The following is a 26125-nucleotide window of genomic DNA, read 5'->3' as shown; positions in this document are numbered from 1 at the left end:
TGTCTTTGTCATGGCTTTGACATAGTGTTGGCGTTTAGGTCAACACTATGCTTTGAGGTAAATAATTGATTCGCTCCGACCGTGTTTTAAAAGGGTTGCCTGAGCTTTATCAGATGGATCGTTGGCTGGAACAGGACAACTTGCCGGCGAAGGTACATACATTGGCTGCGGTTGAAACGGGTAAAGATTGCTTGCCGCTCTACTGTTTTGAACTGGGTAATCCTGATCCCGCTACACCGACTGTCATATTCTCCGGTGGTGTGCATGGAGTCGAGCGAATCGGTACCCAGGTCATCCTCGCTTACATGAATACTTTGTTTAACCGGCTGGATTGGGATGAGAGCCTGGATAGCTTGTTGCAGCGTGTTCGCATCCTGTTCGTACCTTTGATCAATCCGGTCGGTATGTTGAAGCGCCGTCGCAGCAATATTAATGGGGTGGATCTGATGCGCAATGCGCCGATCGATGCAACGGGTAAAGTACCGTTGTTTCTCGGAGGGCACCGCATCAGCCGACATTTGCCTTGGTATCGGGGCAAAAGAGACGAGCCACCGGAAAGAGAGTTTTGTGCTATCCAGCGTTTGGTTGAAAGCGTGGTGGCAGAGGCACAGTTTACAATTTCGCTGGATTGTCATTCAGGCTTCGGACATCGGGATCAGGTGTGGTTTCCCTACGCGTATACACCGGACCCGTTTGACGATATTGGTGAAATGTTTGCGTTAAGAATGTTGTTTCGGCGGACTCACCCCAGCTATAGCTTCTATCTGATTGAGCCACAATCCCGCAATTACACAACCCATGGTGATATGTGGGACTACCTTTACAGGAATACGTTAGCGCGTCGCAAAGGCGTCTATTTGCCCCTGACTCTCGAAATGGGTTCCTGGTTGTGGGTGAAGAAGAATCCGCTGCAGTTGTTTAATGCCTTGGGTGTGTTTAACCCTGTTTTACCCCATCGGCATGAACGCGTATTGCGTCGGCATCAGTGCCTGATGGAGTTTCTGCTCAGGGCCTCAGCCAACTTTAGCAACTGGTTGCCCGGGCACTCTGATCGCCGTGAGTGGATGCACCAAGCGATCGACTATTGGTATTAGTTTTTTCATTCAGCCTGATTACGGTCTCTGATATTTCATCCCGCAGGATTCTGACTGAGGCCTCAAGCGTACCGTCATCCATATTCCGCAAAGGCAAAAACTGAACATTTACCGTTATTGTAGGATAGCCCAGTAGCTTCCATAAATGCGTAGTAAATTCGTCGTCTCCAATAAAGGCAGCGGGATTACCGGGCTCGCCCTCTACACTGTAATGGATTGCGATGGGGCAGAGCGGTGCCGGAGTGTGCTGTGTGACGCGAAAGAGCTTGGAATGAAATCGTTTTACTTTACTGCCGTCACTGGTGGTACCCTCAGGGAAAAACAGCACCGAACGACCTTGCGTAAGATAGTCCGCCATCTTGCCTGATATGGTATCGGCGTCCCCGGTGCCACGCCGGATAAAAAGCGTTCCGGTTCCTTCTGCCAGCTTACCGATCAATGGCCATTTTTGTACTTCAGCTTTCGATAGGAAGTTCAAGGACTCAAGGCCCCCTATAACCGGAATATCGAGCCAGGAAATATGGTTACTAATATAGAGGATACCGGAATTGGCTTTGTGCTCGGGGATGGTTCCCGAGACGTGAATCTCGACACCTATAATCCGGGTTGTTTTGTTCAGCCACCAGCGCGTGGTTTTTTTAACTAGCCGGGTGTTGCTATTCCACAACGAACCGGTAATCACCAAAAGAAAGAGCGCCAGCAAGATGTGCAATATTAGCCTGGTCGCTCTTATATACCGTACCATCAAGCAGCTTCTTCAGTGCGTAAAAAGTGTTTGGCGTAGCGGTCCGAAACGTTTTTAATATCCAGTAGCACAAACAAATCTGCCACATTAAATTCTGGGTCGAGGCACGCCTCCCCACAAATGAGCGCGCCCATACGGGTATACGCTTTTAACAGCGGCGGTATGGCTGGTTTGGCCGCGTGATGTGCCGTATTGAGTTGCTCTTCGATTAATAATGAGGGGTCGGGTAATGGGTTTATCGGCATTTTTGGTTGTACAGAATACTCCGACTTGGCCCAGAATTTCTCGCGTAGCACCGGCATAATCTTTGCGAGATTCTTACCGCTGTCTTCCAGGGATATGCTGGCACAACCGAATAGATACCGGAACTCATTTTCCTGCATGAATTTGGCAAGATGAGCCCAAAGCACGGCAATAGTAGCACCGTTACGGAAATCCGGATGTATGCAGGTACGTCCAATTTCCAAAAAACGCCCAGGCCGGTTGATTATGTTGTCGATATGGAATTCGTGACTGGAGTAATACCGCCCGAATCGTGCTGCCAGTTCGCAGGTCAGCACACGGGTGTACCCAATGATTTCCAGGTTGGCTTGATTTCTTACTACCAGGTGCAGGCAGTAATCGTCCAGGTCATCTACGTCGATAGGGTGTCCGTTCCAGGTATTGTGAACCGGAAGTACCACTTTATATTCTTCGCAAAATACTTCGTAACGCATTTTCTGAGCCTCACGAATTTCTTCTTTTGCCGTAATGAATTCGGCAAAAAAACGCGGGCGATTGTGAATGTCGATTGGGTTATGAGTGTTTGCTGGCTTATGAAGCATCATGGCCTCCACGATTATGAAACCTCGATGCTGAATGTATTTAAAGACTGTTTCCGGAAGGTTAACGTTTGGTGAATTAATTAAGACAAGAAGGAAAACGGTTAATGCCCGTGAGCCCGATATTTTAAGTATGGAGCAAGCCGATGGCTGCTCCATACGATTTCAGTTCAGCTGTTACTGCCCATCATGTCCTGTTTCAGGCTTTTCTGGGCCGGCTGATCCGAAAGCCAGATACCGAAGAGTGCTTCTTTGAATACACCGTCACAGGGAATGGTCCTGATTTCGTGGTTGTTTTTGTATATTGAAACGCCTTCTTCTGGAAGGTAGACGAAATCAAATACATCGCCATTTTTGATTGGTTCCTTGAATGCATGCAGCATTTCATTGACTTCTTTCAGAATGGGTTCGGCATTGCCGTGGGTGGAATTTTCGAAGCCCTCTTGCGTCGCTTCGGTTAGTTTTTTGCTGGTAATCATGCCAGAGATGATATGCAGTCTGATGGTCATCGGCTCATCTGCGGCAACCACTTTCTCGGAATCGGATTGGGGCGCTGTTAAATACAGTGCTCCCACGTACAAATCCATAAACCATTTTTCACGAATGCCTGCGCCGTTTAAAACCAGTTTCTGATGGTCTTTGGTCTCCATTGTGTCGGGGAGCGAGATGCCGCCTATATCAAGGCTGTAGCTATTAACTGCGACCACTGAGAGTATTAACATCAATCCGAGTTTGCGCATATTCTAATCCTCATAATCTGAAAGTTATGGATAAATCCTGATTCCACAGGCCGTTATTGCAATCGTTCGTTGCATTGACATTGCTTTGACATTTGTTGTCCCAAAAGGGTTCGTTATTCTGCCATATCCGATGCATAGAACAATTCGAATCTCGGACCTGATCCTGAAAATGGCTTCAAATCAACGATTTACTTAACAACTCCGAACGTTAGACTGGGCTTGGGAATGGCCTGACAGGGAAATAAATTAAGCCGGATAAGCTATTGTTCTCCCGAAAAAAAGTCATTATGCTGATGGAGTTGACATTGGCGTTTAAGACTCTTCGTCCAGCCAGATTGGCTATTGACCTGTTTGTCATAAAACGGCAAGATACGACGCGCTTTTAACGAGAGCGGTCAGGGTAAACAATCCTGTGTTTTCACCCGTCACGGCCGCACGGCATTAGTTCAAAATTGTTATTTTTCTGGCAAATGCCTTAAATCCACTTTCTATTATATAAAGCCGAGGGTTCCATGAAGGTTCTGGTTGCTGTCAAACGAGTTGTTGACTACAACGTTAAGGTGCGCGTGGCTGCTGATCAAAGCGGCGTCGACCTGAATAACGTTAAGATGGCCATGAACCCCTTCTGCGAAATCGCTGTTGAAGAAGCTGTTCGTTTAAAAGAGAAGGGGGTTGTCACCGAGATCGTAGCGGTGACTGTTGGTCCTAAAGAAGCTCAAGAGCAAATTCGTACTGCACTTGCTTTGGGTGCCGATCGAGGCATTTTGATTGAAGCTTCCAACGTGCAATCTTTAGGGGTTGCCAAGCTACTGAAAGCAGTAGTTGATGAAGAAAAGCCAGAGTTGGTTATTCTGGGTAAACAAGCCATAGATGACGACAACAATCAGACAGGCCAGATGTTGGCTGCCCTGGCCGGTATGGGTCAGGGTACATTCGCTTCGGAAGTGAACGTTGCTGACGGCTCTGTTAAAGTCACCCGCGAGATAGATGGTGGTTTGCAAACGGTAGACTTGAAATTACCCGCTGTGGTAACGACGGATTTGCGTTTGAACGAGCCTCGCTATGCGTCTCTTCCTAATATCATGAAAGCCAAAAAGAAACCTTTGGAATTTAAGTCACCGGGTGATTACGGTGTCGACGTGGCTCCATTGGTTAAAACGGTTAAAGTTGAGCCACCTGCGGAGCGTCAAGCCGGCGTTAAAGTAGCAGACGTTGCTGAACTGGTTGATAAGCTGAAAAACGAAGCGAAGGTGATCTAATGAGCGTATTAGTTTATGCAGAACACGACAACGCAAGCCTGAAGGGCGCTACACTCAATGCGGTAACCGCTGCTAAAGAAATCGGTGGTGATATAACTGTTTTGGTAGCGGGTTCAGGTTGCGCAGCAGTAGCGGACGAAGCTGCAAAAATCGATGGCGTCAGCAAAGTACTATTGGCTGACAACGAAGCTTACGGACACCAATTGGCAGAAAACGTAGGTGATCTGGTCGCTGAAGTGGGTAAAGAGTACTCACACATTCTGGCAACCGCGACAACCTCGGGTAAAAACTTTCTGCCTCGCGTAGCGGCCTTACTGGACGTTCAGATGATTTCTGAAATTTCGGCCGTCGTTAATGCGACAACGTTCCAGCGCCCTATTTATGCTGGTAACGCCATCGCTACAGTGGAGTCGTCCCAGTCCATTAATGTGATGACCGTTCGTGGCACGTCCTTTGATGCTGCTGCCGCTGAAGGTGGCTCTGCTGCTGTGGAAGCGGTAAGCGCTGCGAAAGACGCAGGTCTATCCTCTTTCGTAGGTGAAGAGCTGGCGAAAAGTGATCGTCCTGAGTTGACTGCTGCCAAGGTGGTTATTTCAGGTGGCCGTGGTATGCAGAATGGCGATAACTTCGAAATGCTTTATAAAGTAGCTGACAAGTTAGGTGCCGCAGTAGGAGCTTCCCGGGCCGCGGTTGATGCAGGCTTCGTTCCAAATGATATGCAGGTCGGCCAAACCGGTAAAATAGTTGCTCCTGATCTGTACGTTGCCGTCGGTATATCCGGTGCGATTCAGCACTTGGCGGGTATGAAAGACAGTAAGATTATTGTTGCCATCAACAAAGACGAAGAAGCACCTATCTTCCAGGTTGCTGACTACGGATTGGTTGCTGATTTGTTTGTTGCGATTCCTGAGTTGGACAGCGCACTTTAAAAACAAAGTAAGTCAATAAGCCTTAGTAATAGCCCGGCCCATGCGCCGGGCTATTTCGTTGTACATTACAGCTATTGAACTCTGCTGCTGGTACCGCATACAATTGTTGACCAGGTGGGTTCACCGTATTCGAGCACTCATCAAAAAATAATAAGTCTATCAGTGGCTTTGGGTGCGGGGTCTGGCTTGATCGCTGGCTCAAAAATAATAACTCTAAATCGACAGCAATCGAAAGGTAGTAACATGAAGTATCAAGCAGGTTTAGCCGGCACGCTGGTCGGCGCAGTTTTTATGTCTATCTCCTTAACCACTCAAGCGGAAACTCAGATGTATATTAGTGGCGGATTGGGCTACATCCAGGGCTCTGATGTTGAGGAGTTGTTTCAAGCGGGCAATTTCGTAACCCCCACAAGTGTAGGCGAAGGAAAGGATACTTCAGACGGCTATTCAGCAGCGCTTGGCGTACGTTTGCCCTGGAATCTGGCAGTCGAGCTGGCCTATTTCGACCTTGGAGATTACAAATACACCAGTAAAGACGTTAACCTCAATACCAATACCTTCGATAACGGAAAGCAAACAATCGCATTTGAAGGCCCCGCGTTTGCCCTTCGCGGCGACTGGCCCATCGGTGAAAGTTACGGGCTCTATTCCAAGATCGGTATTATGAAATTCAGAGCAAAGCGAACCGACCGGGTAGATGTTGTCGATATTTCAAGCGGTGTATTGATGAACAGTAATTCAGATTCCCGGACGATCAGTGATGAGTCCATGTTCTTCACCGTTGGCGGTGAATATCACGCCACTGAGACGACCTCAGTGTACCTGGAATACAATTTGGTGATGGGGGAGTATTCGGATGTATTGGTTTCTGCGGATTCGGAGCTGAATGGTTTGTTTCTGGGTATGAGATACAGTTTTGGTAAAACCAGAGGTGATTCGAACAAAGGGGTTCATGCCCGTGACGGGCGCAAACGAGCCGTAACGGCTTGTGACCCGGATTTTCAGGACGTGGTCGGTGGCACGGCCTGCCAATAGCCACCCACTAAATATAAAAGGTCTGTCCGGGGTGTCGTGCAAACCCGGACAGCTCACGCTCTCTAGAAGTGTCTGCGGCCGCTAAAGTTAGCCCCCCATCTTGTGCAATAGCACCTTATTTGCCTCGTCAAAGTTCAACCATTCCACCTGCGCTATTTGATGCTAAATGTCATGTGCTACGTTGGTTTTGGTCATTCCCTTCGCTCACGCTACCTGTGTAGACTCAATGGTCATATAGTATTGGAAATCCACCGGGCGGCCCTTTGAGGATTCTATGAATAGTTTAAATAACAAAAGCATAGAGTGTGAAATTAGGAACGATCTTAGCTCAATGCAGCGTAGGACGTTTCTGGCTCGGACTGCACAAATGGGGCTATTGGCCGGGTTTGGCGTTATTGCAGCTTGCTCAAAGCCGGATAGCGTGAGTGCACTGCCTGCGGGAGAGGCGCTCGACAGGGAGCAAATGTTTTTCTTCAGTCATTTAGCACAGGTTTTGTTGCCGACCGCAGGCACGCCTTTAACCCCGGTAAATCAAGTCCCTGTACTCTCCAACCTCGATAAGTTAATGCTCACGATGCCGCAATCAACCCGTACCGATCTGGCCGCGGCGATTAAGCTGTTTGAATATGGCGGAATGGTGTTGGGGTGGCACTTCTCCCGTTTTACCAGAATGCCCGACGAAGATGCGATCCAGTATATTGACAGCTGGCAAACGGGGCACCCGATGCAGCAGGGTATTGTGTCGGTATTAAAACGACTGGTTTACAGTAGCTATTGGCGCGACGATTCAACTTGGGGTCCGCTGGACTTTGATGGTCCTGTTTCTGAAAAATGGGGCCTGACTTCCTTAGGTGAAGCGCCACTTCCGCAGCGTCAATCAGCCCACCTATCACAATAAATGATGCCCAATATGCTAAAAGTTATTCAAGCGAAAGATATCAAAAGCAGTGAACTGAACCTGAAGGCCGACGTCGTTATTGTGGGCTCCGGCGCGGGCGGAGCGGTGATGGCCTATGAACTGGCAGCAGCGGGGAAACAGGTTGTTTTATTGGAAGCCGGACCCTATGTTCCCTCCAGCCAATTCAACGAAAAATTTCCGGATATGTTGGAGACTCTCTATCAGGATCACGGAGGTCAGGTCACCAAACAAGGGGATCTATTGGTATTACAGGGGCGTTGTTTAGGTGGCTCTACCGTTGTCAACGGTTGCGTTACGTTCCGGGTACCCGATTTTATTCTTGAGAAATGGGGGGCAGAATACGGTTTGACTAATCTGACCCCAGAAACACTGTCTCCTTATTTCGAAAAAATCGAGCGGAATTTAAGTATCCACACTAATCAGCCCCATGAAATTAACCAAAATAGCCGCAAATTGGAACAGGGAGCTAAAGCCCTTGGCTGGTCTGTTAAGCCCTTGCAACGTAATACCAAAGATTGTGCGCTGACCGGGCATTGTCTCTCCGGGTGCAAGACTGACCGCAAACAATCCATGCTAGTCACCTATTTACCGTGGGCATCCCACTATGGTGCCCAAATATATAGTGATTGCCTGGTTACGGAAATCCTTACCGACTCTGGCCGCGCCTCGGGTATTAAGGCTCAGGTTACAGATCCGCAAAGCGGTGAAAAAGTCGCTGATATGACGGTGAAAGCCGATTTGGTAGTGGTATCGGCGGGTGCTATACAGACCCCGTTACTGTTTTTACGTAGTCAGCTAGGTTCCCAAAACGACAGTATTGGCAAGAACTTCGCGTGCCACCCCTCAACCATGATCGTGGCGGAATTCGAGAAGGATATTTACACCTGGCGTGGTGCAATGCTGGGGGTTTATATGGATGAGTTTGAACATCCGGATAAAGGGGGGTTCGTTTTGGAAGGCGGCGGAGCGGGGCCCATGGAAATCGGCATGTCTACGGAACCAGGCACAGGTAAAAGCTATCTGGAGTTTATGTCCAACGCTAAAAACTATGCGTCTTGCATCAGTCTTATTCACGATCATAATGTGGGACAAGTGAGTTTGAAGGATGGACAAAAGCAAATAGATTATGAACTGTCGGATGACGATTTTCCCGCTATGAAGCTGGCGTTCAAGGCGGCAGCTAAAATCTATTTCAAAGCCGGGGCGAAACGGGTGTTCTTACCTACGGTGGACAAACGGATTGTCGAGTCTGAGGATGAAATTGACAATAAAATAGACGGTATTGAGAACACGCCGTTTGCTATCCGGATGGTGTCATATCATCCCCAGGGTACGATGAGGATGGGAACGGATCCCGGTAGGTCGGTTACAAATGAGTACGGCGAGCACCATGGAGTTAATGGATTGTTCGTTGCGGATGCCAGCCTTTTTCCCACTTCCATTATCGTTAATCCACAAGAAAGTGTGTACGCGATATCAAATTATATTGCGGATTATATTCTGGCAAACGAAGAGAAATATTTTACTAGATTAAACTAAATTCAGTTTTGTTTGAGTAATTCGCTACATAGCAGGTTTGATTTCCGCAACTGTTTGTTGTCCTATAAAATGGTACTAGCTAAGAAGCGGACCGTAAATCATGCTCCAACTTATCGACAGTCACTGTCACCTGGACTTTCCCGAGTTCGATCAGAACCGGGCGCAATTGATACAGCAGTGTCGCGATCGAGGTATGCTGGCATGGGTTGTCCCCGGTGTTAGCCACCAAAGTTGGCTGAAATTAAGATCGCTGGCCCGTGATCAGAGTTTTATTAAGCCCGCCTTCGGCCTACATCCCTATTTTATGCAACAGCACGAACTCAGCCACTTGGACGTTTTGCCTGAATACCTTGATTGCGGAGCCATAGCTGTGGGTGAAATAGGGCTGGACGCCTTCGACGGCAGCACCGATACCGAGCAACAGATGGCGATCTTCAAGGCACAGCTGGCCATTGCAAAAAACCAGCGGTTACCGGTAATTGTGCATTCCAGGAAGACGCAGGATCTGATTTTTAAAGCCGTTAGGGAGCTACATTTTCAGTACGGCGGCATAATGCATGCCTTTTCAGGTAGTCTGCAACAGGCGCAACGGTTAGTAGACAGCGGTTTCTTGATCGGGTTTGGCGGTGCTGCCAGCTATGATCGAGCAATAAAATTGCACCGTCTGTTGCGATCCCTGCCACGGGAGTCGATTGCGCTGGAAACGGATTCACCGGATATATCTCCATCCTTTGCCCGCCACCAGATGAACACACCCGTGAATTTATTTAAAATAACAGAGATTCTGGCTGCTCGACTGGATCTGGCACCGCAAGAGTTGGCACGGCAGACTTCGCTCAATGTTATTAGGCTATTGGATCTGAATGTGGAGGTGGCGGGCGCGGGCGCTGGTGGTGAAGCCAATGTCAAACCCGGTCTGGCACCACGTTGATCTACGGCGATGCCGTCCACTTTTGAATCGTGATAAACTGGGCACATTGATAACCTAGTGTTAAATCGAATTGCGGAGTATCTATGACAAGGTCTGTAACAGGAGAATTAAAAGAAGATCCTGATGTAATTGTGCAAAAGCTTTATAAGATGGCACAAAAGCATGATGTCGAGTTTCAGGGTGATTCTGCGACCGGCTTCGCTAAAGGCAAAGGCTTTCACGTTGAATACAAGGTAGAGGGGACAATGTGTACGCTGACGGTGACCAAAAAGCCGATGTTGATCCCCTGGGCACTTGTCGAGAGCCAACTGGAAAAGCTATTTAATAATGGCTAACGATTTAAACCTTTTTAAACTTTTTGACCAAGGAAATAGAATGAAATCTGTTGATTCAGCATCACTGCAAGAGTACGTGGGCCAACCCATGGGGAAATCCGAGTGGTTTCAGATAGATCAGGACCGGATTAACGCTTTCGCAGACGCAACTCTTGATCACCAATATATTCATGTTAACCCAGAAATGGCGAAGCAAACCCCATTTGGTGGCACTATCGCGCACGGGTTTTTAACGCTGTCATTGCTGCCCTACCTGCAGGAACAAATGGCCGATCTAGTTGTTCCTGCCGGCATGAAAATGGGTATGAATTACGGGTTTGATAAAATCCGTTTTCTTGCGCCTGTTAAAACCGGTGCCAAAGTACGGGCCTCCGGTGTGCTCAAGGAAGTCGTTGAAAAAAAACCAGGGCAGTTTTTGTTTTCATTTGAATACACGGTTGAAATTGAAGGTGAAGATAAGCCCGCGTTGATCGCTGATTGGCTGGTGATGTATTTTATTTGAATTAGTGCGATACCAGAATTAAAAAAGGGAGTTAAAACTCCCTTTTTTTGTCGCGACTCGTTATTGAACTACAGCACTTGTTCAGTGCCATCCGAGAGTTCCAGCAGCAAGCTGCCGTTGAGAGGGGAGACGCGTGCGTAACGGGTGCCATTGTGGTAGATGTAACCGGCCGTCTCTCCATCTTCAGCAGTCAGATCAAGATCCATAATGACGCTGTCCTGGTTGCTTATCCGAGTACCGTAACTTGGCGCCATAAAGTACATCACGTCGTAGCGTTTTCCACTCCAGCTTATGGATATGTCTTCGATAGCGCCGCTTGACAGCTTTTCCGGAGTACTGATCAGCGACACTGTGGCGCGATCAGAATAGTCTGGCAGGTCAGTCTCAAAGATAACCCGGATATCGCTATCCAAACCGCCGGACAAATTTAAGCTGCCATTGAAGTGGTCACCGTAGATGGACTCGAAAGCTCCATCCGCAATCAAGGATAAGTCAACGCTGTCAAGCCCTGCGTAGGCGTGCTCGGCGTCGCTCTCTAGTTTGCGCACACCACTTAGATCCAGGTCGATTGCCAGTGAGCCTGCGAATGAGGTGGAATCTCCGCTGTCTGAATCTGCGAATTGCTGGTAGCTTACTTCGATTTCACCGCGGGCAGTTTCGGGCAGTTTCAGGTTTTTGATGTCCAGGCCACCCTCAAACGTCAGTGCAAACTCACCACTTTGGATTGCTAACGCGCCGGTGTCGGTATCCGCAGTTCCGCTGACGCTGAAAGCGTAACTCGTGCCGCTATTACTGACCGCCGTGAACGTTATATCGATTTCTACCCCATCAAGTGTGGTTCCGTATATGCGTGCAATGCCATCGTAAAGGGCAAAGTTCCCTTTCAGTCCATTGCCTAAAGGTAGCGTCAGATCATTAAGGACATCGCACAAGGAGCGGTTGAATATCACTAAATTCAGTGAGCCTTCACAAATATCTTGCAGTGATTTCCCGGAAATTAACAGGTGACAGGTCATTCTGGTCAAAGCGTTACCCAGGCTATTGCAAGCGGTACTCAATGCTGCGTCAGGCAGAGCAACGACCGGTCCATATTGCCCGGCGAGGGCCACCGCTTTCATCATGTTGTTGAGGTCTGCTCCGGTCGATACACCGATAGAAGACACCACATTAGCAAAAGAGGTTTGATCAGGTGACAGGCTTAAATATCCCTGCCAGGTGTTCAAGTCATTGATGAAGGCATTGATCAGGTCCGCTTTGTCTCCTGCTGCCGTAGGGGAGGGCTTTGCTTCCGTGAGCGAGCCTGCATCCATGGTCCACAGGTTTGTTTTGGTAATTTGAAATGAACTGGCCAAATTGTCCAGCTCAAGCATGCGGGCTGTTTTCATAGCCTCATCAATCAGGTCTGCCAATGAAATACCGTTGCCATCGGCACTGTGAGTGATCATCTGGCCACCCTGGCTTTGCAGCTGATAGACGAGTGCATTCAGCAGTTGCGGAAACGCGGTTTCGTTGCCCATGCCAATCAACGCGCTTGATAGCAGAGTGTGCTTCAATTGTTGCTCCCCGGCGTTCGCGATGGCATCAGGGTCGGCCAGATTGATGATCTTGCTGCTGGCAATTCCTGACACGCCGAACAAATCCTCCAGCTGGGATCGGGCTACCGCTATGCTGATTTCGTTCATGCCTTGAGGGTAGCTGTGCGCTAGCTGGGCTGCGAGATGGGTAAGCGTGGTGACGGAGAAGGGGGTTGTCAGGCCTTCAGAATCCAATGCGGCAGTGAGGCTGAAATCGGAACCGAGTTTGAATTCTTCACCAAAATCTATTAGTCCATTGCTGTTTTTATCCAACTCCGTGGAGTCGGTGTGCTCTCCACAGCCGCTGCCGCTGTCGCAAACCATCCAGCTACCGGCGGAGTTGGCTGTCACTTCCACATACACCGGGCCACTATAGTCACTAAACTGGAAACTGAATTGACCCGATTCGTCGGTTGTTGAACTTGCCAATAATGTGTCTATTGAACCGTCTTTCAGTTTGTAGGCGTTAACCAGGCCACCTCTGACAATGCCTTTCACCACGGTACCCTGAACCGTCGTACTGGCATTATGCAGGGCCTGTGTGGGGGCTTCGGCGGAAGACCCTCCACCGCCACATCCGGCAAATGTGAGTGCACATAAAAGACCGATACAGCTGGATAAACTATTTCTCAACAACATGCCAACATCTCATCATAAAGATGAATACCATGAGTCATCAGGATAGATGAACTGCTAAAGGTACTTCACCAAAGGTAACCGTTAATCGTCATGTCCGTATTAACCTGACAACTATAAAGGTAGACCAGTTGGCTAAAGATTCAGCGAAAATGTGAGAGAAAGGTCACAAAATTACCAGAACGGGCTTGATAGATGTATAAAGATGCGCAGTAGGGAAGTCCGGTCTAGCAGTGGGTCCCGGTCCGGGCAGCGGGATATGTCTGGCGTGATGTCGCCAGTCTGCCGGAAAAGGTATCCGGCAGACAGTACGGCGTTTGGTTTGGTTAAAACTTTTTATCGTAGGACAGAGCAAAAATGTAGGCGGTGGTTTCAGTTTTAAACGGAATCGAATAGTAAGGGTTGTATATCACGTCGCCTTCTTTACAGTTATTGGCGTTATTTGACTGGCAGGCCCCAATGTTTTGTTCAGACAACAAAAGACCAAAAGCACCGTCGATACGTGAGGTGCTGTCCAGTTGCATGCCAAAACCTGCAGAAAACAAATCGGCTTCACCGACGGGAAACAACATGTCCGCTGAAGTGCTGGGAATAGCGCTGCTTCGTGGTTCGTAGCCGGCACGTATTACCAGGTTGTCGTTCACCTGATATTCCGCACCAATAGCAACTGACCAGACATCTTCATAGTTTCGTGGTAAACGCATCGCGTCGGGATCAGCGTTGTCTTTAAGGCCGGAAATAGCATACACAACACTGGAGAAGTTCAGGAAATCCACATCGCCGTCAAATTTGAAGTTAAGTTCTTCCCAAACGCTATATTCAATCCACTTAACGTCAAAGTTGATTTTCAGGTTAGGCAGAACCTTCACAGAGGTGCCGAAGGCAATATTCTGCGGCGTGATGTATTCCAGTTCCACCGTACCGCTCTCTACTGCGGTGGCATTGAAAGGTACGCCATCCAATAGCAGAAATGCGCTGTCCAGTCCCGTGTGGTGAAGGCCATCTGTAGTGGCCAAGAACTCAGGAGAGTTCTCCATTTTAAAGTCACCGCTGAGCTGGGATGTCTTTTCGCTTTGGTACAGAAACCCGAAAGAAAGCCATTCATAGGGCTCCCATAGAATGCCGAGATTGAAGCCAATTGAAAGGAAATCTTCCATTTCCATTGAGAGCCGGCCAACAGGTTCATAGGGGCGCAGCACATCCAGATTACCGGAAGGTAAGTTCAGATCTTCCAGTGCGGTCAGGAATTGCGTGGTTTCGAGTGGTGCCCGTAAATAGGTGTCTACGCCCATGCCCTGGTAGGAAAAGTTTACTCCAACACCGAAGGAAAGCGTTTCGTTGACGGGCATGGCTATTGTCGGTGCGAAATAGGTGAGTCGTGTTACGCCAACCTGAATTCCCTGATAGGCGCCCGGATCATCTTCGTCCCGCGAATAACCAAATCCCTCTGGAGAATACACGGCGGTTCCGATGGTCCAGCCGCGGGATGGGTCTTCAACTGCTACGCCGCCGGAAGGAAAAGCGAGAATGGGCAATTCCGTTGGGCCAAAAAATGGCAACATTAAAGAAGGGTCAGCATTCGAACTACTTTGATTGGCGACAGGATCGTTACCCCAGCAATTCTGCCATCCATCTGGCGTGTTAGGCAGACCGCTGCAATCCGCGTTTTGCCGCAGGTTGTAGTAAGATTGCAAAACGTCAGCACCCGGTTCGGTATTTTCACCGAATGATGCATCCAATTCGGTGTGAGCGACAATAAACTTAACACTGTATTGACGGCCTTTGATTTTTGCCAGACCGGCGGGGTTAAAGTGTATCGAATCTACGCCCGGTGGATCCGCCGTGACCGCGTTTGCCAGTCCCAGTGCTTTTGGATTACCAACAGTGAGGTTGTGCAGCAGTTGCCCATGAGCATTTAAACTAGCAAGGCATAATGCGGTAGTGCCGATGTAGCAAGCGCGTTTCAGAATGGACCTGGCCAGTGGTTTAATGTGATTGTTTTTATTCATGGAATCAACTCCTGCTCAAAGTTGCACGCAAACGTGAAACGTCGTCAGGAACCCCCTTCGGCTTTTTGAGTTAATAATAAATACAAAGTTTACGTTGTTTTTTAATTCTTATAGACACTTCGGACCGTTCAAAATTGATAGTTGTATAGGCCAAAAGCGTCGCTATTATTGTTTAGCGCACGATACTCGGGACCGTCTTTAAACTCAAGCATAAACGGTCCCCCTAATATTATTCGCTATCACGCCAGTCTTTAAAGGCATCATAGAGGCTTTTATGTTGTTTTTTTGAAGCCGCTTTTTTCTCATCATCAAACGTCTTCAGCTCTCGTTCAAACTTGATATCGTCCACCTGGTCGAGGAAATTGTCTTCTTCCTCCAGGATGGTGCTAACGGTTTGAGATGAGGGGCTATCGAGCCAGGTATTCAGTGTTTGCAGATCGTCAGGTGTCAGCACACCCGCTGCTTTTTTCAATTTGAGCGTATCCATAATGTATTCGTAACGTGCAATTGTGTATTCCTTGCGTGCCTGATATACGCTGCGTTGTGCAGCCAAGGCGTCGGACATGCTACGGATACCATCTTGCCAGCCAGCTTTGACTGCGCGCAGGGAGCTGTTGTTGGACTTGACCGCACGAAGGCGGGCCTGCACGCTGGCAACATCGGCGTTGACCTGGCTATGGAATTGGCGGGTTTCACGTAATGCGTTACGCCGGGCTAACTCCGAGTTGTAGCGGCTTTCTTGTAAGCGGTGTTCAGATTCGCGCACCTGAGATGAGGTTATGCCACCTGTATAGAGAGGCAGGGATACTCGCACGCCGATTGTTGTCAGGTCCGAGGAGGGCGTTGATTGGCTGCCACTGCTATCACTGTGGTTATAGTTCAGGAACAAGTCGGCAGTGGGGGCGTGAGCCGCCTTCATTTCCTTGCGTTCTTTTTCCGCAGCTTCGACCAGATACTGGGACGCTATTAATTGGTAATTGCTTTTGGCCGCAAATTCCTCCCATTCCGAGAGTGCGGCGGGCTGGGGTGGTTCGATAGGAATGTCTTTCGGCAGCGGGGTGACCGTTTGAATATCCTTGCCGGTCAGCATTGCCAGGGTGTCTTTGATATTGACCACTGCGGTTTCAGCAACAATAACGGCTGCCTTTGCGATGTCATGCTGTGCTTGTAATTCATATACGTCAGTGTCACGGAGCAAACCAAGTTTGTAGCGGTTTTTGATTTCAGTCAGCTGCGCGCGCAGGGTTTTTTCTTCTGATTGGGTTAACCGCAGTTCTTCTTCCGATCGCAGCACGCCAAAATAGGCTTCAGCGGAACGGATCATGAGTTCCTGCTGACCCAATGCCAGTTCCGCTTTGGATGCATTGTCCAGGCTTTGGGCTCGCTTGTAACGGTGCCACCGGTCCATGCGCAGCAGCGGTTGAGTTGCCGTGAAGTTGTAGGAGCTTTTCTGGAAGTCTTCGGTAACATCGGTGAATCCGACAGCGTCGTCTTGGCAGCCGGATAGAAAATCGATGAAGTCGGTACCGACGGTAGGAGGGAAGGTGCCGTTCGCAATGCCGCACTCGATGGCATTATCCAGCGTTAATGCGGTGCTGCCACCCTCGTAACGGTTTTGGCTCCAGTTACCCGTTAGTTCTGCTGTGGGCATCATGGAGCCAAAGGCTTGTTCCAGTTTTTCGCGATCGCCCAGATACTTTTGCTTTTTCGATGCCCACTCGGGATCGTTTTTACGGGCGAGCGCGAATATGTCGTTAAGATTCTCTGCGTAGGCGTTCGGAATAGAGAAAAACAGCCAAGCGGCCAGAATACTGCTGGTGGTCGATTTTATTCTCATAATTGTGTTGTAGTTATTTGTATTGCCTTGTTTTTTTGTGCGTTCACTCTACGCCAGATGGGGCCGAATTAAAAGCCAGTGGCCCCGCATTCCCTCATACGCGAAAGGATAAGCCAATCGCGTTAAATTTCTTACTATAACTTTAGCATCATATAAAAAAAACTCGCCGGGCACGGCTAGCTTCTTGTGATTCTTTGTAATGCGGGGTAAGCCATTGTAATCAATCGTTGGTAGTGTGTTTTGTAACGCCCTAAAATCCCTGTGCTAGGCTACTATCTAATTGATTCAAAAAGACATTTGCGGTATATCTGTGCAATCATGGCGGACACGGTCATTCCCCTATCGCAAATTTGAGAATTCGACTAGAGTATGCATCGATTAAGCAGACTATAATTGTACGGCTCGGTCGCATTAACCGTGACTTAACTTTATGTGTACGAACGTCGTTATCTGGATTTCGTTCATTTGTTCCACGTTTGTTTGGCTGAATCACATAATAAGAATAAACAGGCAGGAAACTCGTCTATGTCTCTAGAAGTTGGACTCAACTCGTTCGATCCCGCAACATGTTCTTCCCTGGTAGAACTCCTTGAAAAGCGTGCTGCAGAGCAGCCCGACAAAGTGGTTTACACCTTCCTGCCGGACGGAGATGATCAGGGCATCACGGTTACCTATCAAGAATTGCAACAAAGGGCGAGAGCCAATGCCTGCCGCTTTGCGCAAAGTGCTCAAGCGGGGAGTCGCGCTCTACTTCTGTTTCCGTCGGGTTTGGAATTTATTTATGCATTTTTCGGTTGTCTTTACGCCGGAATCATCGCAGTCCCCGCCTATCCGCCGCGACGCAATCAGAATTTGGGGCGGCTCAAGTCGATAATCCGGGATTCCGATCCCGCGATTGTGCTCGTTACCTCAAAAGTATTAAAAACGGCTCAGCCCCTGTTTGCTGAATCTGAAGAGCTGAGTGGTTTGCCCTTCGTTACCGTAGACCTGGATGACGATGAGAGTGAAAACGATTGGCAATGCCCGCAAATAGATCGGGATTCACTGGCCTTTTTGCAGTACACCTCCGGTTCAACCGGCAACCCGAAAGGGGTTATGGTCAGTCATGGCAACCTGATTTATAACGAATCCATGATTACCTCCGGTTTTAGCAGTACCCGCGATGAAATTGCCGTTAGCTGGTTGCCGTTATTCCATGACATGGGATTGATCGGCACTACCTTGCAGCCTTTGTATCTGGGCGCCAGCGCGGTCTTCATGTCACCGGCGTCGTTCTTACAGAAACCGTTTCGCTGGCTAAAGGCGGTCAGTGACTATAAAGGGAATGTCATCTGCGCTCCTAATTTTGCCTATGAGCTTTGCGTCAGCCAAATAACGGAAGCACAACGGGCCGAATTGGATCTTTCCAGTTTACGGATGGCACTATCCGGCGCGGAAGCTGTGCGTGCGGATACTATAGAGCGTTTCATCGAGGCGTTTGGCCCACAAGGGTTTACGCGGGGCGCATTCAATCCGACTTATGGTTTGGCAGAAGCCACATTATTAGTAACTTCCTCGCTTGAAGGTCAGCGCCCACGGTACAGCCGGGTGGAAGCGGAGGCGTTCTCCGAAAACCGGATTGTGTTGGCGCAAGACAATAGCAATGCAAAAACTATGAATTTGGTTTCCAATGGCGTAGCGCCGTTGGAATCAGAAGTGGTGATCGTTGATCCGGAAACCAAAACAGAGATCAGTTCTGGCAAGGTGGGTGAAATCTGGGCGAAGGGCGAGAACATTGCAAAGGGCTATTGGCGCAATGAGGCAGCGACGCAAGAAACCTTTGCCGGCTTCACGAAAGAAGGCAAGGGGCCCTATCTCAAAACCGGTGATTTGGGCTGTCTTATTGACGGTGAACTTTATATTACCGGTCGCCAGAAAGACGTCATTATTATTCGTGGTCGCAACCACTACCCGCAGGACATAGAACTCTCGGTTCAAACCAGTCATGTTGCATTGAAATCCGATGCGGGAGCGGCTTTTGCCGTTGAAATAGACGGCGAAGAACGGCTGGTCGTGGTACAGGAAGTTGAGCGTAAATACCGGATGAGGCTGGTAACGGAAGTGGTCAGCGCAGCAATACGCCAGGCAGTGGCAGAGAATCATGAGCTACAGGTGCATACGATTGTCTACCTCAAGCCCGGTGCAATTCTAAAAACGTCCAGTGGCAAAATACAGCACAGCGCAAACAAAGCGGCGTTTTTGGACGATACCCTTGATCCCATTGCTGTCAGCTCGATGCAGGCCGTTGAGCGTGGAGAGGACGAGAAGAAAGAGCTTGAAGATGCACTCAATCTCAGCAAGGAAGCTTGGCTGCAACTGCCTGAAGCAGAAAAAGAACCGCGCCTGGTGCTCTATCTGAAAGCGGCAATTGCCAGTGAAATCGGCGAGAAGCTGGAACGTATAAGTGACAACATCAGCCTGATGGGGCTGGGTATTGATTCATTGCAAATCACGCAATTATTCACCCGTCTTCGGGATCGCTTCGAAATAGACCTGGATCTGGCTTCCCTATTCGACGCTGAAAATTTTCGCGCTTTAGGGGCGATGCTGGCAGACGCCATGATGGGGCAATCCGGCTCCAGCCTGCCGCCATTGGAAGTCGTGGAGCGTCAGCAATTGATGCCTATGTCGTTCTCGCAGAAACGCATGTGGTTTATGGATAAGCTGCGGGAAAACAACGCGGCTTATAACCTGCCATTTGCCCTGAAGATTCAGGGTGCATTCGATATAGAAGCCGGTGAGAAGGCGTTCGAGAGTATGATCAACCGCCATGAAGTGCTGCGTACGATCTATATCGAACAAGACGGCCATGCCTACCAAAGTATTCTGCCTGACCAAACCTGGCGGTTTACACGCGAAGACCTGACCTATCTGAAGGAGCCGGCATTATCCAAAGCGGTTCAGGACCGGATCGATACGGAGGCCAGCAAACCATTCAGTTTAGCCACCGGGCCGGTAATCAGAACGCATTTATTACAACTTCCGGACCTGGAATCGGACGCGATAAAGGGCCGCGCAGCAGAGCAGTATGTATTGTTGGTCACCATGCACCACATCGCGGCCGATGGCTTTTCACTGAAAGTGATTACTGACGAGATCTCCTTTGCGTACGCGGGGTTGGTCAGTGATAGCGCCCCCTTACTGCCAGAGTTGCCGATTCAGTACGCTGATTTTTCTCAGTGGCAGAAGGATTTGTTCGATAGCGGCTCCATGAGCAAACAATTGGAATACTGGACGGATCATCTGCGCAACGTGCCAGTGCTGGATTTGCCCCTCGATCACCCGCGGCCGCCGGAGCAGAGTTTCCGTGGCAGTAATTACTATTTTCAGATCCCGAAGGAAAAAGTAAGTGCGCTAAAACAATTAAGCCGGACCCAGGGCGTGACTTTTTATATGACGCTGCTGGCCTCGTTTAAGGTGTTGCTGCATCACTACACCCAAAGTGAAGACATCTGTGTGGGTACGCCGATTGCCAACCGGACCACACCCGAGTTGGAAAAATTAATTGGTTTTTTTGTGAATACGCTGGCACTGCGATCGGATTTGACGGGAAATCCCGCTTTTGTCGAGTTATTGCAGCGCATACGTAAGGTGACGCAGGGTGCCTTCACCAATCAGGAATTACCGTTCGAACGGGTAGTGGAAGGGTTGGGGATTTCTCGCGACCTGAGTTATTCCCCTGTGTTCCAGGTGATGTTTGTGCTGCAGAACAGCACGATAGACGAAGAGTTTAACCTGTCTGGTGTGAATGTAGAAAGTCTGCATACCGCACCCGGCACCGCCAAGTTTGATATGACGCTGGAGTTTTCAGAAGAATCCGGTGTGCTGCACGGCGATCTTGAATACTCAACGGATCTGTTTGAAGAAGCCACCATCATCCGCTTTGTAGACCATTTGCGTCAGTTGATGGACAGCATAATCGCGCAACCCCAGACCCCGATTGGTTCGCTTAGTATTCTGACAGCCCCTGAGCAGCAAAAACTGTTGCAAACTTTCAATGCAACGGATGAAACCTTTACGGCCAGTCATTGCATTCACAGCTTATTCGAGCAGCGGGCGCAGCAGGTAGCAACTGATATTGCACTGGTGGATGGCAGCATCCGGTTGGATTATGACGCGTTGAATCAGCGCAGCAACCAGTTGGCGCATTACCTGATCTCGTTGGGTGTTAAACCCGAGACGCTGGTAGGGGTATGTATGGAGCGTCAAGCTGACTTGATCGTGGCGTTGTTGGCGATTCTTAAAACCGGCGCAGCCTATGTCCCCATTGATCCCAATTACCCTGCAGACCGGGTGGCTTATATGCTGGCGGATGCCAGTGCTCCCGTGGTGATTTCGCAGTCCAGTCTGGCCGCTATGCTACCCGTCGCCGATGCGGATTTTCAGGTGGTCAATCTGGATCAAATGGAGAGCGTTCTTGCCGGGCAATCCAAACTCAATCCGGCGCTGGAAGTTGCTGGCGAGCAGTTGGCCTATGTTATTTACACATCCGGCTCCACTGGCAAGCCCAAGGGTGTCATGATCACCCATAGTAATGCCGCCGCATTGATTCACTGGGGCCACAGTGTCTACAGTAAAGAAGATCTGACCGGCGTTTTGGCAGCAACCTCCGTCTGTTTCGATCTTTCAGTATTCGAGATTTTTGTGACTCTGGCGGCGGGCGGAAAAATCATACTCGCGGAAAACGTTTTGGCGTTGCCGGAGTTGCCTGCCCGAGACGAAGTGGTGCTGGTTAATACCGTTCCCTCTGCAATCGATACATTGCTGCGTGGTCGTCAGATTCCCCGTACCGTAAAAGTGATAAATCTTGCTGGTGAAGCCTTGGCTGCCAGCCTGGTGGATGGGTTGTATCAGCATACCCAGGTTGATCGGGTGTACGATTTGTACGGTCCGTCAGAAGACACCACTTACTCCACATTTACCCTTCGTAAGCAGGGTGAACCCGCTACCATAGGTCGCCCGATTGCGAACACACGGGCTTATGTGCTGAACCAGCATGGCTGTCTGGTTCCACCGGGTCTAGCGGGTGAGCTGTATTTGTCCGGTACCGGTGTGACCAAGGGTTACCGCAACCTCGATGCCATGACAGCGGAGAAATTCCTTAACAATCCATTTGAGCAAGAAGCGAAATACGCACGCATGTATCGGACGGGAGACCTGGTGCGATATCAGGCCAACGGCAATCTGGAATACCTGGGGCGTATAGATCACCAGGTGAAAGTACGCGGATTCCGCATTGAGCTTGGTGAAATCCAATCTGTTATCAGTGCTGTGTCCGGAGTCAGGGAATCGCTGGTACTGACCCGCGCCGATGCAGCGGGCAGTCAGTCTCTGGTTGCGTATATGGTGAACGATGCCGACCAGAACCTGGAGGAGTCCGTGTTGATCACTGCCGTGAAGGCAGCCATTAGGTCGAGTTTGCCGGATTACATGGTGCCCGCTGCGTTTGTTGTGATGGATTCATTTCCTTTGACGCCGAACGGCAAAATTGATCGTAAAGCGCTGCCCGCGCCATCCATCGACGATTTGATGGGAGAAAGTTTTGTTGAGCCACGCACCGATGCCGAGCGGGAGATGGGTCAGATTTGGTGTGAAGTGCTGAAGCTGGAACGGGTTGGTGTGACCAGCAATTTTTTCGAGTTAGGCGGGCACTCGTTGCTGGCGACTCAATGCATATCCCGAATTCGCGATCATTTCCGGGTTGATTTACCGATTAAATCCCTCTTTACCCATCCGACCATTGAAGAACTGTGTTCGCTGGTGAATGATGCCGACGAGTTATCCTCCCTGGCACCGCCCCCGGTACAGCGCATCGATCGGGCAGGTGAATTACCGCTGTCCTTTGCTCAAATGCGGTTGTGGTTTCTTAACCAGCTTGAAACCGGCAATTCTGAGTACAATATCAGTACCTCGTATAATATGCCGGCCTCCATTCGGTTGACCGGAAAGCTGAACACCAACGCGTTGCGCAAGGCCTATCAGGCGGTGGTAGATCGGCATGAGGCGTTACGCACGTCCTTTCTGATCGATGACGGGAAAGCGACCCAGGTTATTCGTGATCCGGGTGACTGGTTTATGGATGTCCGTGATTTACGTCACCTGGATGCGGAAGAACGTGAAGCAGAAGTGATTCGCCTGGCAGAAGACGAAGCCACTCGCTCATTCGATTTGGTTTTGGGGTCACTGGATAAAGCGCGGCGTATTCGATTGATGCGAACCCGTTTGTTACAGACGGATGAAGAAGAGTTCGTGCTGCTGCTGACCATGCATCACATAATTTCTGACGGCTGGTCGTTAGGCATTCTGATTGAGGAAACCGGAGAGTTTTATCGCTCAATGGTGTCCGGTGACGCTCCACGGCTGGAGCCAATCGACATTCAATATGCAGACTATGCGGCTTGGCAGCGGCAGTGGATGGATGGCCCGGTATTTGAGCATCAAATAAGTTATTGGCGGGATCGTTTACAGGGGGTTCAGGTTCTTGAATTACCCACAGACCGTCCGCGCCCTGCTGTGATGACTTTCAAAGGGAATTACGAGCCGGTTCGTATAAACCCGGCGCTGACCAAAAAACTCAATGCGTTGAGTCGTGATCAGGGTGTCACGCAGTTTATGACCCTGTTAACCTCGTTCTACACCTTGCTGTATCGATATACCGGGCAGACGGATATTTGTATCGGTACTCCGGTTGCGAATCGTGCCCGTCCCGAGTTCGAAAAGCTGATTGGTTGCTTTGTCAATAGTCTGGCGTTACGTGCTGATCTTGAAAACGATCCGCGCTTTGTGGATCTGTTGATGCAGGTGCAGGACACCACGTTGTCGGCCTACAATCACCAGGATTTACCGTTCGAGCGCTTAGTGGATGCTCTGGGTGTGGCCCGCGATAAGAGCCATTCACCGTTATTCCAGGTGATGTTCACCTTGCAAAACGCCTCCAGTTTGCTGGATGTATCCATGCCGGGCGTGGCTTTCGAAATGCTGCCATCTGTGGCCAAGACAGCCAAATTCGATCTGACGCTAAATCTGGAAGAAGGGCCTTCCGGCCTGGAGGGGATGATCGAATACAATACCGATTTATTCGATCGCGAAACCGTGCATCGGATGGTGAATCACCTCGAGCAAATCCTGGAAAAGGTGGCCGAGCATCCCCATTTGCGCTTGTCTGAAATACCGTTGTTGAGTGATTACGAAAACCAACTGGTGGTGAAAGAGTGGAATCATCAGCCGGATCAGTATGAATTTGACGAAGCGATTACAGTACGATTCGAACGTATCGCCGAGCAGTATGCGGCGAAAGTGGCGCTTAAGGCGGGTGATGAATCGCTGACTTACAGCGAGCTTAATCAACGGGCGAATCGGCTTGCCGCTTATCTGGTGGAGCAGGGTGTACAGACCAACCAGCTGATCGGCATCAACCTGAACCGCTCGGCGGAAATGGTGGTGAGCATTCTGGCGGTACTGAAAGCCGGCGCAGCCTACGTCCCACTTGATCCGACCAATCCCCGAGAGCGTAACGAATTTATACTGCAGGATGCGAAAGTTGCCCTGCTGATTACGGAATCCGGCTTGAGCGATCTTGATTTGCCGGGTTTCTGCAAACCGTTGATAGTGGATCAGTTACAGGATGAACTGCTGACTTTTTGCGGGGATAATGTAGATCGCGTAGTGGGCGGTGATCATCGGGCCTATGTTATTTACACCTCCGGCACCACCGGCAAACCGAAAGGCGTGTTAATTCCTCACTCCAATGTGATTCGTCTATTTACGGCCACGGACCAATGGTTCGGTTTCAGTGATCAAGACGTATGGACTCTGTTCCATTCATTTGCTTTTGACTTTTCTGTGTGGGAGTTATGGGGCGGATTGCTGTACGGGGGCAAGGTCATTATTGTTCCCAGCCAGGTGGCCAAGTCGACTGAAGATTTTTATCAGCTGGTGTGCGATGAAGCGGTGACGGTGCTTAACCAAACACCGTCGGCGTTCACTCAATTTATCCGCATTGATGAGTACGCTCGGGAGAAAGCCGATAGTCAATCAGCACAGCTAAAACTACGTTATGTGGTGTTCGGAGGGGAAGCGCTGGATTTTGCCGCATTACAGCAGTGGAACCAGGTACACGGCTTACAGCAGCCCCAATTGATAAATATGTATGGTATTACTGAAACTACCGTGCATGTCACTTATCACCGTATCACCGAGATCGATCTGAGCCGTCGTCAAAGTCTGATTGGCCGGCCGATTCCCGATCTGGATCTGTATATACTGGATAAGCACATGAACCCGGTTCCGATTGGGGTTCCCGGCGAACTTTATGTTGGGGGCCAAGGTCTTTCGCATGGCTATTTGCACCGCCCTGAACTGACATCTGAACGATTTACAAACAACCCGTTCGGCAACAATGTGGAGCGGCAATCCGGCCTCTACGAGCGGTTATATAAAACCGGGGATTTGGGCCGTTATCTGGCCAACGGCGTGGTTGAATATCTGGGCCGGATTGATGACCAGGTTAAAATTCGTGGTTACCGGATCGAATTGGGTGAAATTGAATCAACGATCAGTTTGCACCCGCAAATTCGTGAATCAGTCGTCCTGGCCAGAGAGGATGTGCCAGGGGATAAGCGACTTGTGGGTTACCTGCTGAAAGACGGCGAGGTGGACCTGACTGAGCTGAAAGGGTTTCTGGGCAAGAGTCTGCCGGATTACATGGTACCCAAAGCCTACGTGTTGCTGGACGCGTTCCCGCTCACAGCCAATGGCAAAGTAGATAAAAAGGCGTTACCTGAGCCAGATGATTCACTGCACGCCCGTAATCAGTTTGTGGCGCCTCGTAATGATACAGAAGAGGCATTGACCCAGATTTGGAAAGAGGTCTTGAACCTGGATCAGATCGGTGTGACGGATAATTTCTTTGATTTAGGGGGGCATTCTTTGCTCGCTACTCAGGTAGTATCTCGGGTAAGAGATCATTTCAATGTGGATTTGCCTCTAAGTGCGCTTTTTGAAGAGCCCACCATCGAGAATATTGCCCTGCATTTGCTGCAGGCCGAGCTATCATCGGCGGATGACCTGGAAATGGCGGATTTACTGGCGGAAATCGAAGGTTTGTCGGAGGAAGATCTAAAGAATTTATAACAGGGAGAGGTCTCTTCAAGAGATTTTTATTAGAATATTAGTACAGGGT

At 49.6% G+C, this 26125-nt stretch carries 16 protein-coding genes; 10 read left to right on the top strand and 6 right to left on the bottom strand.

Annotation, left to right across the window (positions count from 1 at the left end; all coding sequences use genetic code 11):
• Positions 1-65 precede the first annotated feature (65 nt).
• A complete protein-coding gene (locus FT643_RS10485) occupies positions 66-1094 on the top strand; it encodes a DUF2817 domain-containing protein (protein ID WP_198043473.1) in 1029 nt (342 codons plus the stop codon).
• Here the strand turns inward: FT643_RS10485 and FT643_RS10480 are convergent.
• The 3 genes from FT643_RS10480 to FT643_RS10470 all read right to left on the bottom strand — a co-directional run bounded on the left by FT643_RS10480 (position 1024) and on the right by FT643_RS10470 (position 3400).
• Entirely contained in the window at positions 1024-1839 is an 816-nt protein-coding gene (locus FT643_RS10480) for a lysophospholipid acyltransferase family protein (RefSeq protein WP_156871343.1), read from the bottom strand. The two genes, FT643_RS10485 and FT643_RS10480, sit on opposite strands and share 71 nt — an antisense overlap.
• Positions 1839-2663, bottom strand: a complete 825-nt coding sequence (locus FT643_RS10475; RefSeq protein WP_198043472.1) for a GNAT family N-acetyltransferase — start codon at positions 2661-2663, stop codon at positions 1839-1841. The genes FT643_RS10480 and FT643_RS10475 overlap by 1 nt, the downstream gene beginning before the upstream one ends.
• A 167-nt stretch (positions 2664-2830) precedes the next feature.
• Positions 2831-3400, bottom strand: a complete 570-nt coding sequence (locus FT643_RS10470; protein ID WP_156871341.1) for a chalcone isomerase family protein — start codon at positions 3398-3400, stop codon at positions 2831-2833.
• A gap of 512 nt (positions 3401-3912) precedes the next feature.
• Between FT643_RS10470 and FT643_RS10465 the strand changes: the two genes are divergently transcribed.
• The 8 genes from FT643_RS10465 (at position 3913) to FT643_RS10430 (ending at position 10849) form a co-directional block, all read left to right on the top strand.
• Positions 3913-4659 carry an electron transfer flavoprotein subunit beta/FixA family protein gene (locus FT643_RS10465; protein ID WP_156871340.1) on the top strand — a complete coding sequence of 249 codons (747 nt, stop codon included), beginning with the start codon at positions 3913-3915 and terminating at the stop codon, positions 4657-4659.
• A complete protein-coding gene (locus FT643_RS10460; RefSeq protein ID WP_156871339.1) occupies positions 4659-5588 on the top strand; it encodes an electron transfer flavoprotein subunit alpha/FixB family protein in 930 nt (309 codons plus the stop codon). Before FT643_RS10465 ends, FT643_RS10460 begins: the two co-directional genes overlap by 1 nt.
• Before the next feature lie 243 nt (positions 5589-5831).
• Positions 5832-6623 carry an outer membrane beta-barrel protein gene (locus tag FT643_RS10455; protein ID WP_156871338.1) on the top strand — a complete coding sequence of 264 codons (792 nt, stop codon included), beginning with the start codon at positions 5832-5834 and terminating at the stop codon, positions 6621-6623.
• Positions 6624-6954: 331 nt separating this feature from the next.
• Positions 6955-7521, top strand: coding sequence for a hypothetical protein (locus FT643_RS10450; protein ID WP_156871337.1), 567 nt, complete (start codon positions 6955-6957; stop codon positions 7519-7521).
• A gap of 12 nt (positions 7522-7533) precedes the next feature.
• Positions 7534-9081 (top strand): GMC family oxidoreductase, encoded by a 1548-nt coding sequence (locus FT643_RS10445; protein WP_232340075.1) that lies wholly within the window; start codon positions 7534-7536, stop codon positions 9079-9081.
• A gap of 100 nt (positions 9082-9181) precedes the next feature.
• Positions 9182-10012, top strand: coding sequence for a TatD family hydrolase (locus tag FT643_RS10440; RefSeq protein WP_156871335.1), 831 nt, complete (start codon positions 9182-9184; stop codon positions 10010-10012).
• An 83-nt stretch (positions 10013-10095) separates the two neighbouring features.
• Positions 10096-10347 carry a hypothetical protein gene (locus FT643_RS10435; protein WP_156871334.1) on the top strand — a complete coding sequence of 84 codons (252 nt, stop codon included), beginning with the start codon at positions 10096-10098 and terminating at the stop codon, positions 10345-10347.
• A 40-nt stretch (positions 10348-10387) separates the two neighbouring features.
• Positions 10388-10849: a MaoC family dehydratase gene (locus FT643_RS10430; protein WP_156871333.1), complete on the top strand. Its 462-nt coding sequence runs from the start codon at positions 10388-10390 to the stop codon at positions 10847-10849.
• Between the two features lie 68 nt (positions 10850-10917).
• On the opposite strand, the gene FT643_RS10425 is transcribed toward FT643_RS10430, so the two are convergent.
• The 3 genes from FT643_RS10425 to FT643_RS10415 form a co-directional block, all read right to left on the bottom strand.
• A complete protein-coding gene (locus FT643_RS10425) occupies positions 10918-13062 on the bottom strand; it encodes a hypothetical protein (RefSeq protein ID WP_156871332.1) in 2145 nt (714 codons plus the stop codon).
• A 323-nt stretch (positions 13063-13385) separates the two neighbouring features.
• The gene (locus FT643_RS10420) at positions 13386-15068 is read right to left on the bottom strand and encodes an OmpP1/FadL family transporter (protein ID WP_156871331.1); all 1683 of its coding nucleotides are present in this window, start codon (positions 15066-15068) and stop codon (positions 13386-13388) included.
• Between the two features lie 229 nt (positions 15069-15297).
• Complete coding sequence (locus FT643_RS10415) at positions 15298-16905, bottom strand: TolC family outer membrane protein (protein ID WP_156871330.1); 1608 nt, start codon at positions 16903-16905, stop codon at positions 15298-15300.
• A gap of 525 nt (positions 16906-17430) precedes the next feature.
• On the opposite strand from FT643_RS10415, the gene FT643_RS10410 reads away from it, so the two are divergent.
• A complete protein-coding gene (locus FT643_RS10410; RefSeq protein ID WP_156871329.1) occupies positions 17431-26076 on the top strand; it encodes a non-ribosomal peptide synthetase in 8646 nt (2881 codons plus the stop codon).
• Positions 26077-26125 lie beyond the last annotated feature (49 nt).

The sequence above is a fragment of the Ketobacter sp. MCCC 1A13808 genome, assembly GCF_009746715.1.
GTDB lineage: Bacteria > Pseudomonadota > Gammaproteobacteria > Pseudomonadales > Ketobacteraceae > Ketobacter.
This window is presented reverse-complemented; position numbering and strand designations above follow the sequence as displayed.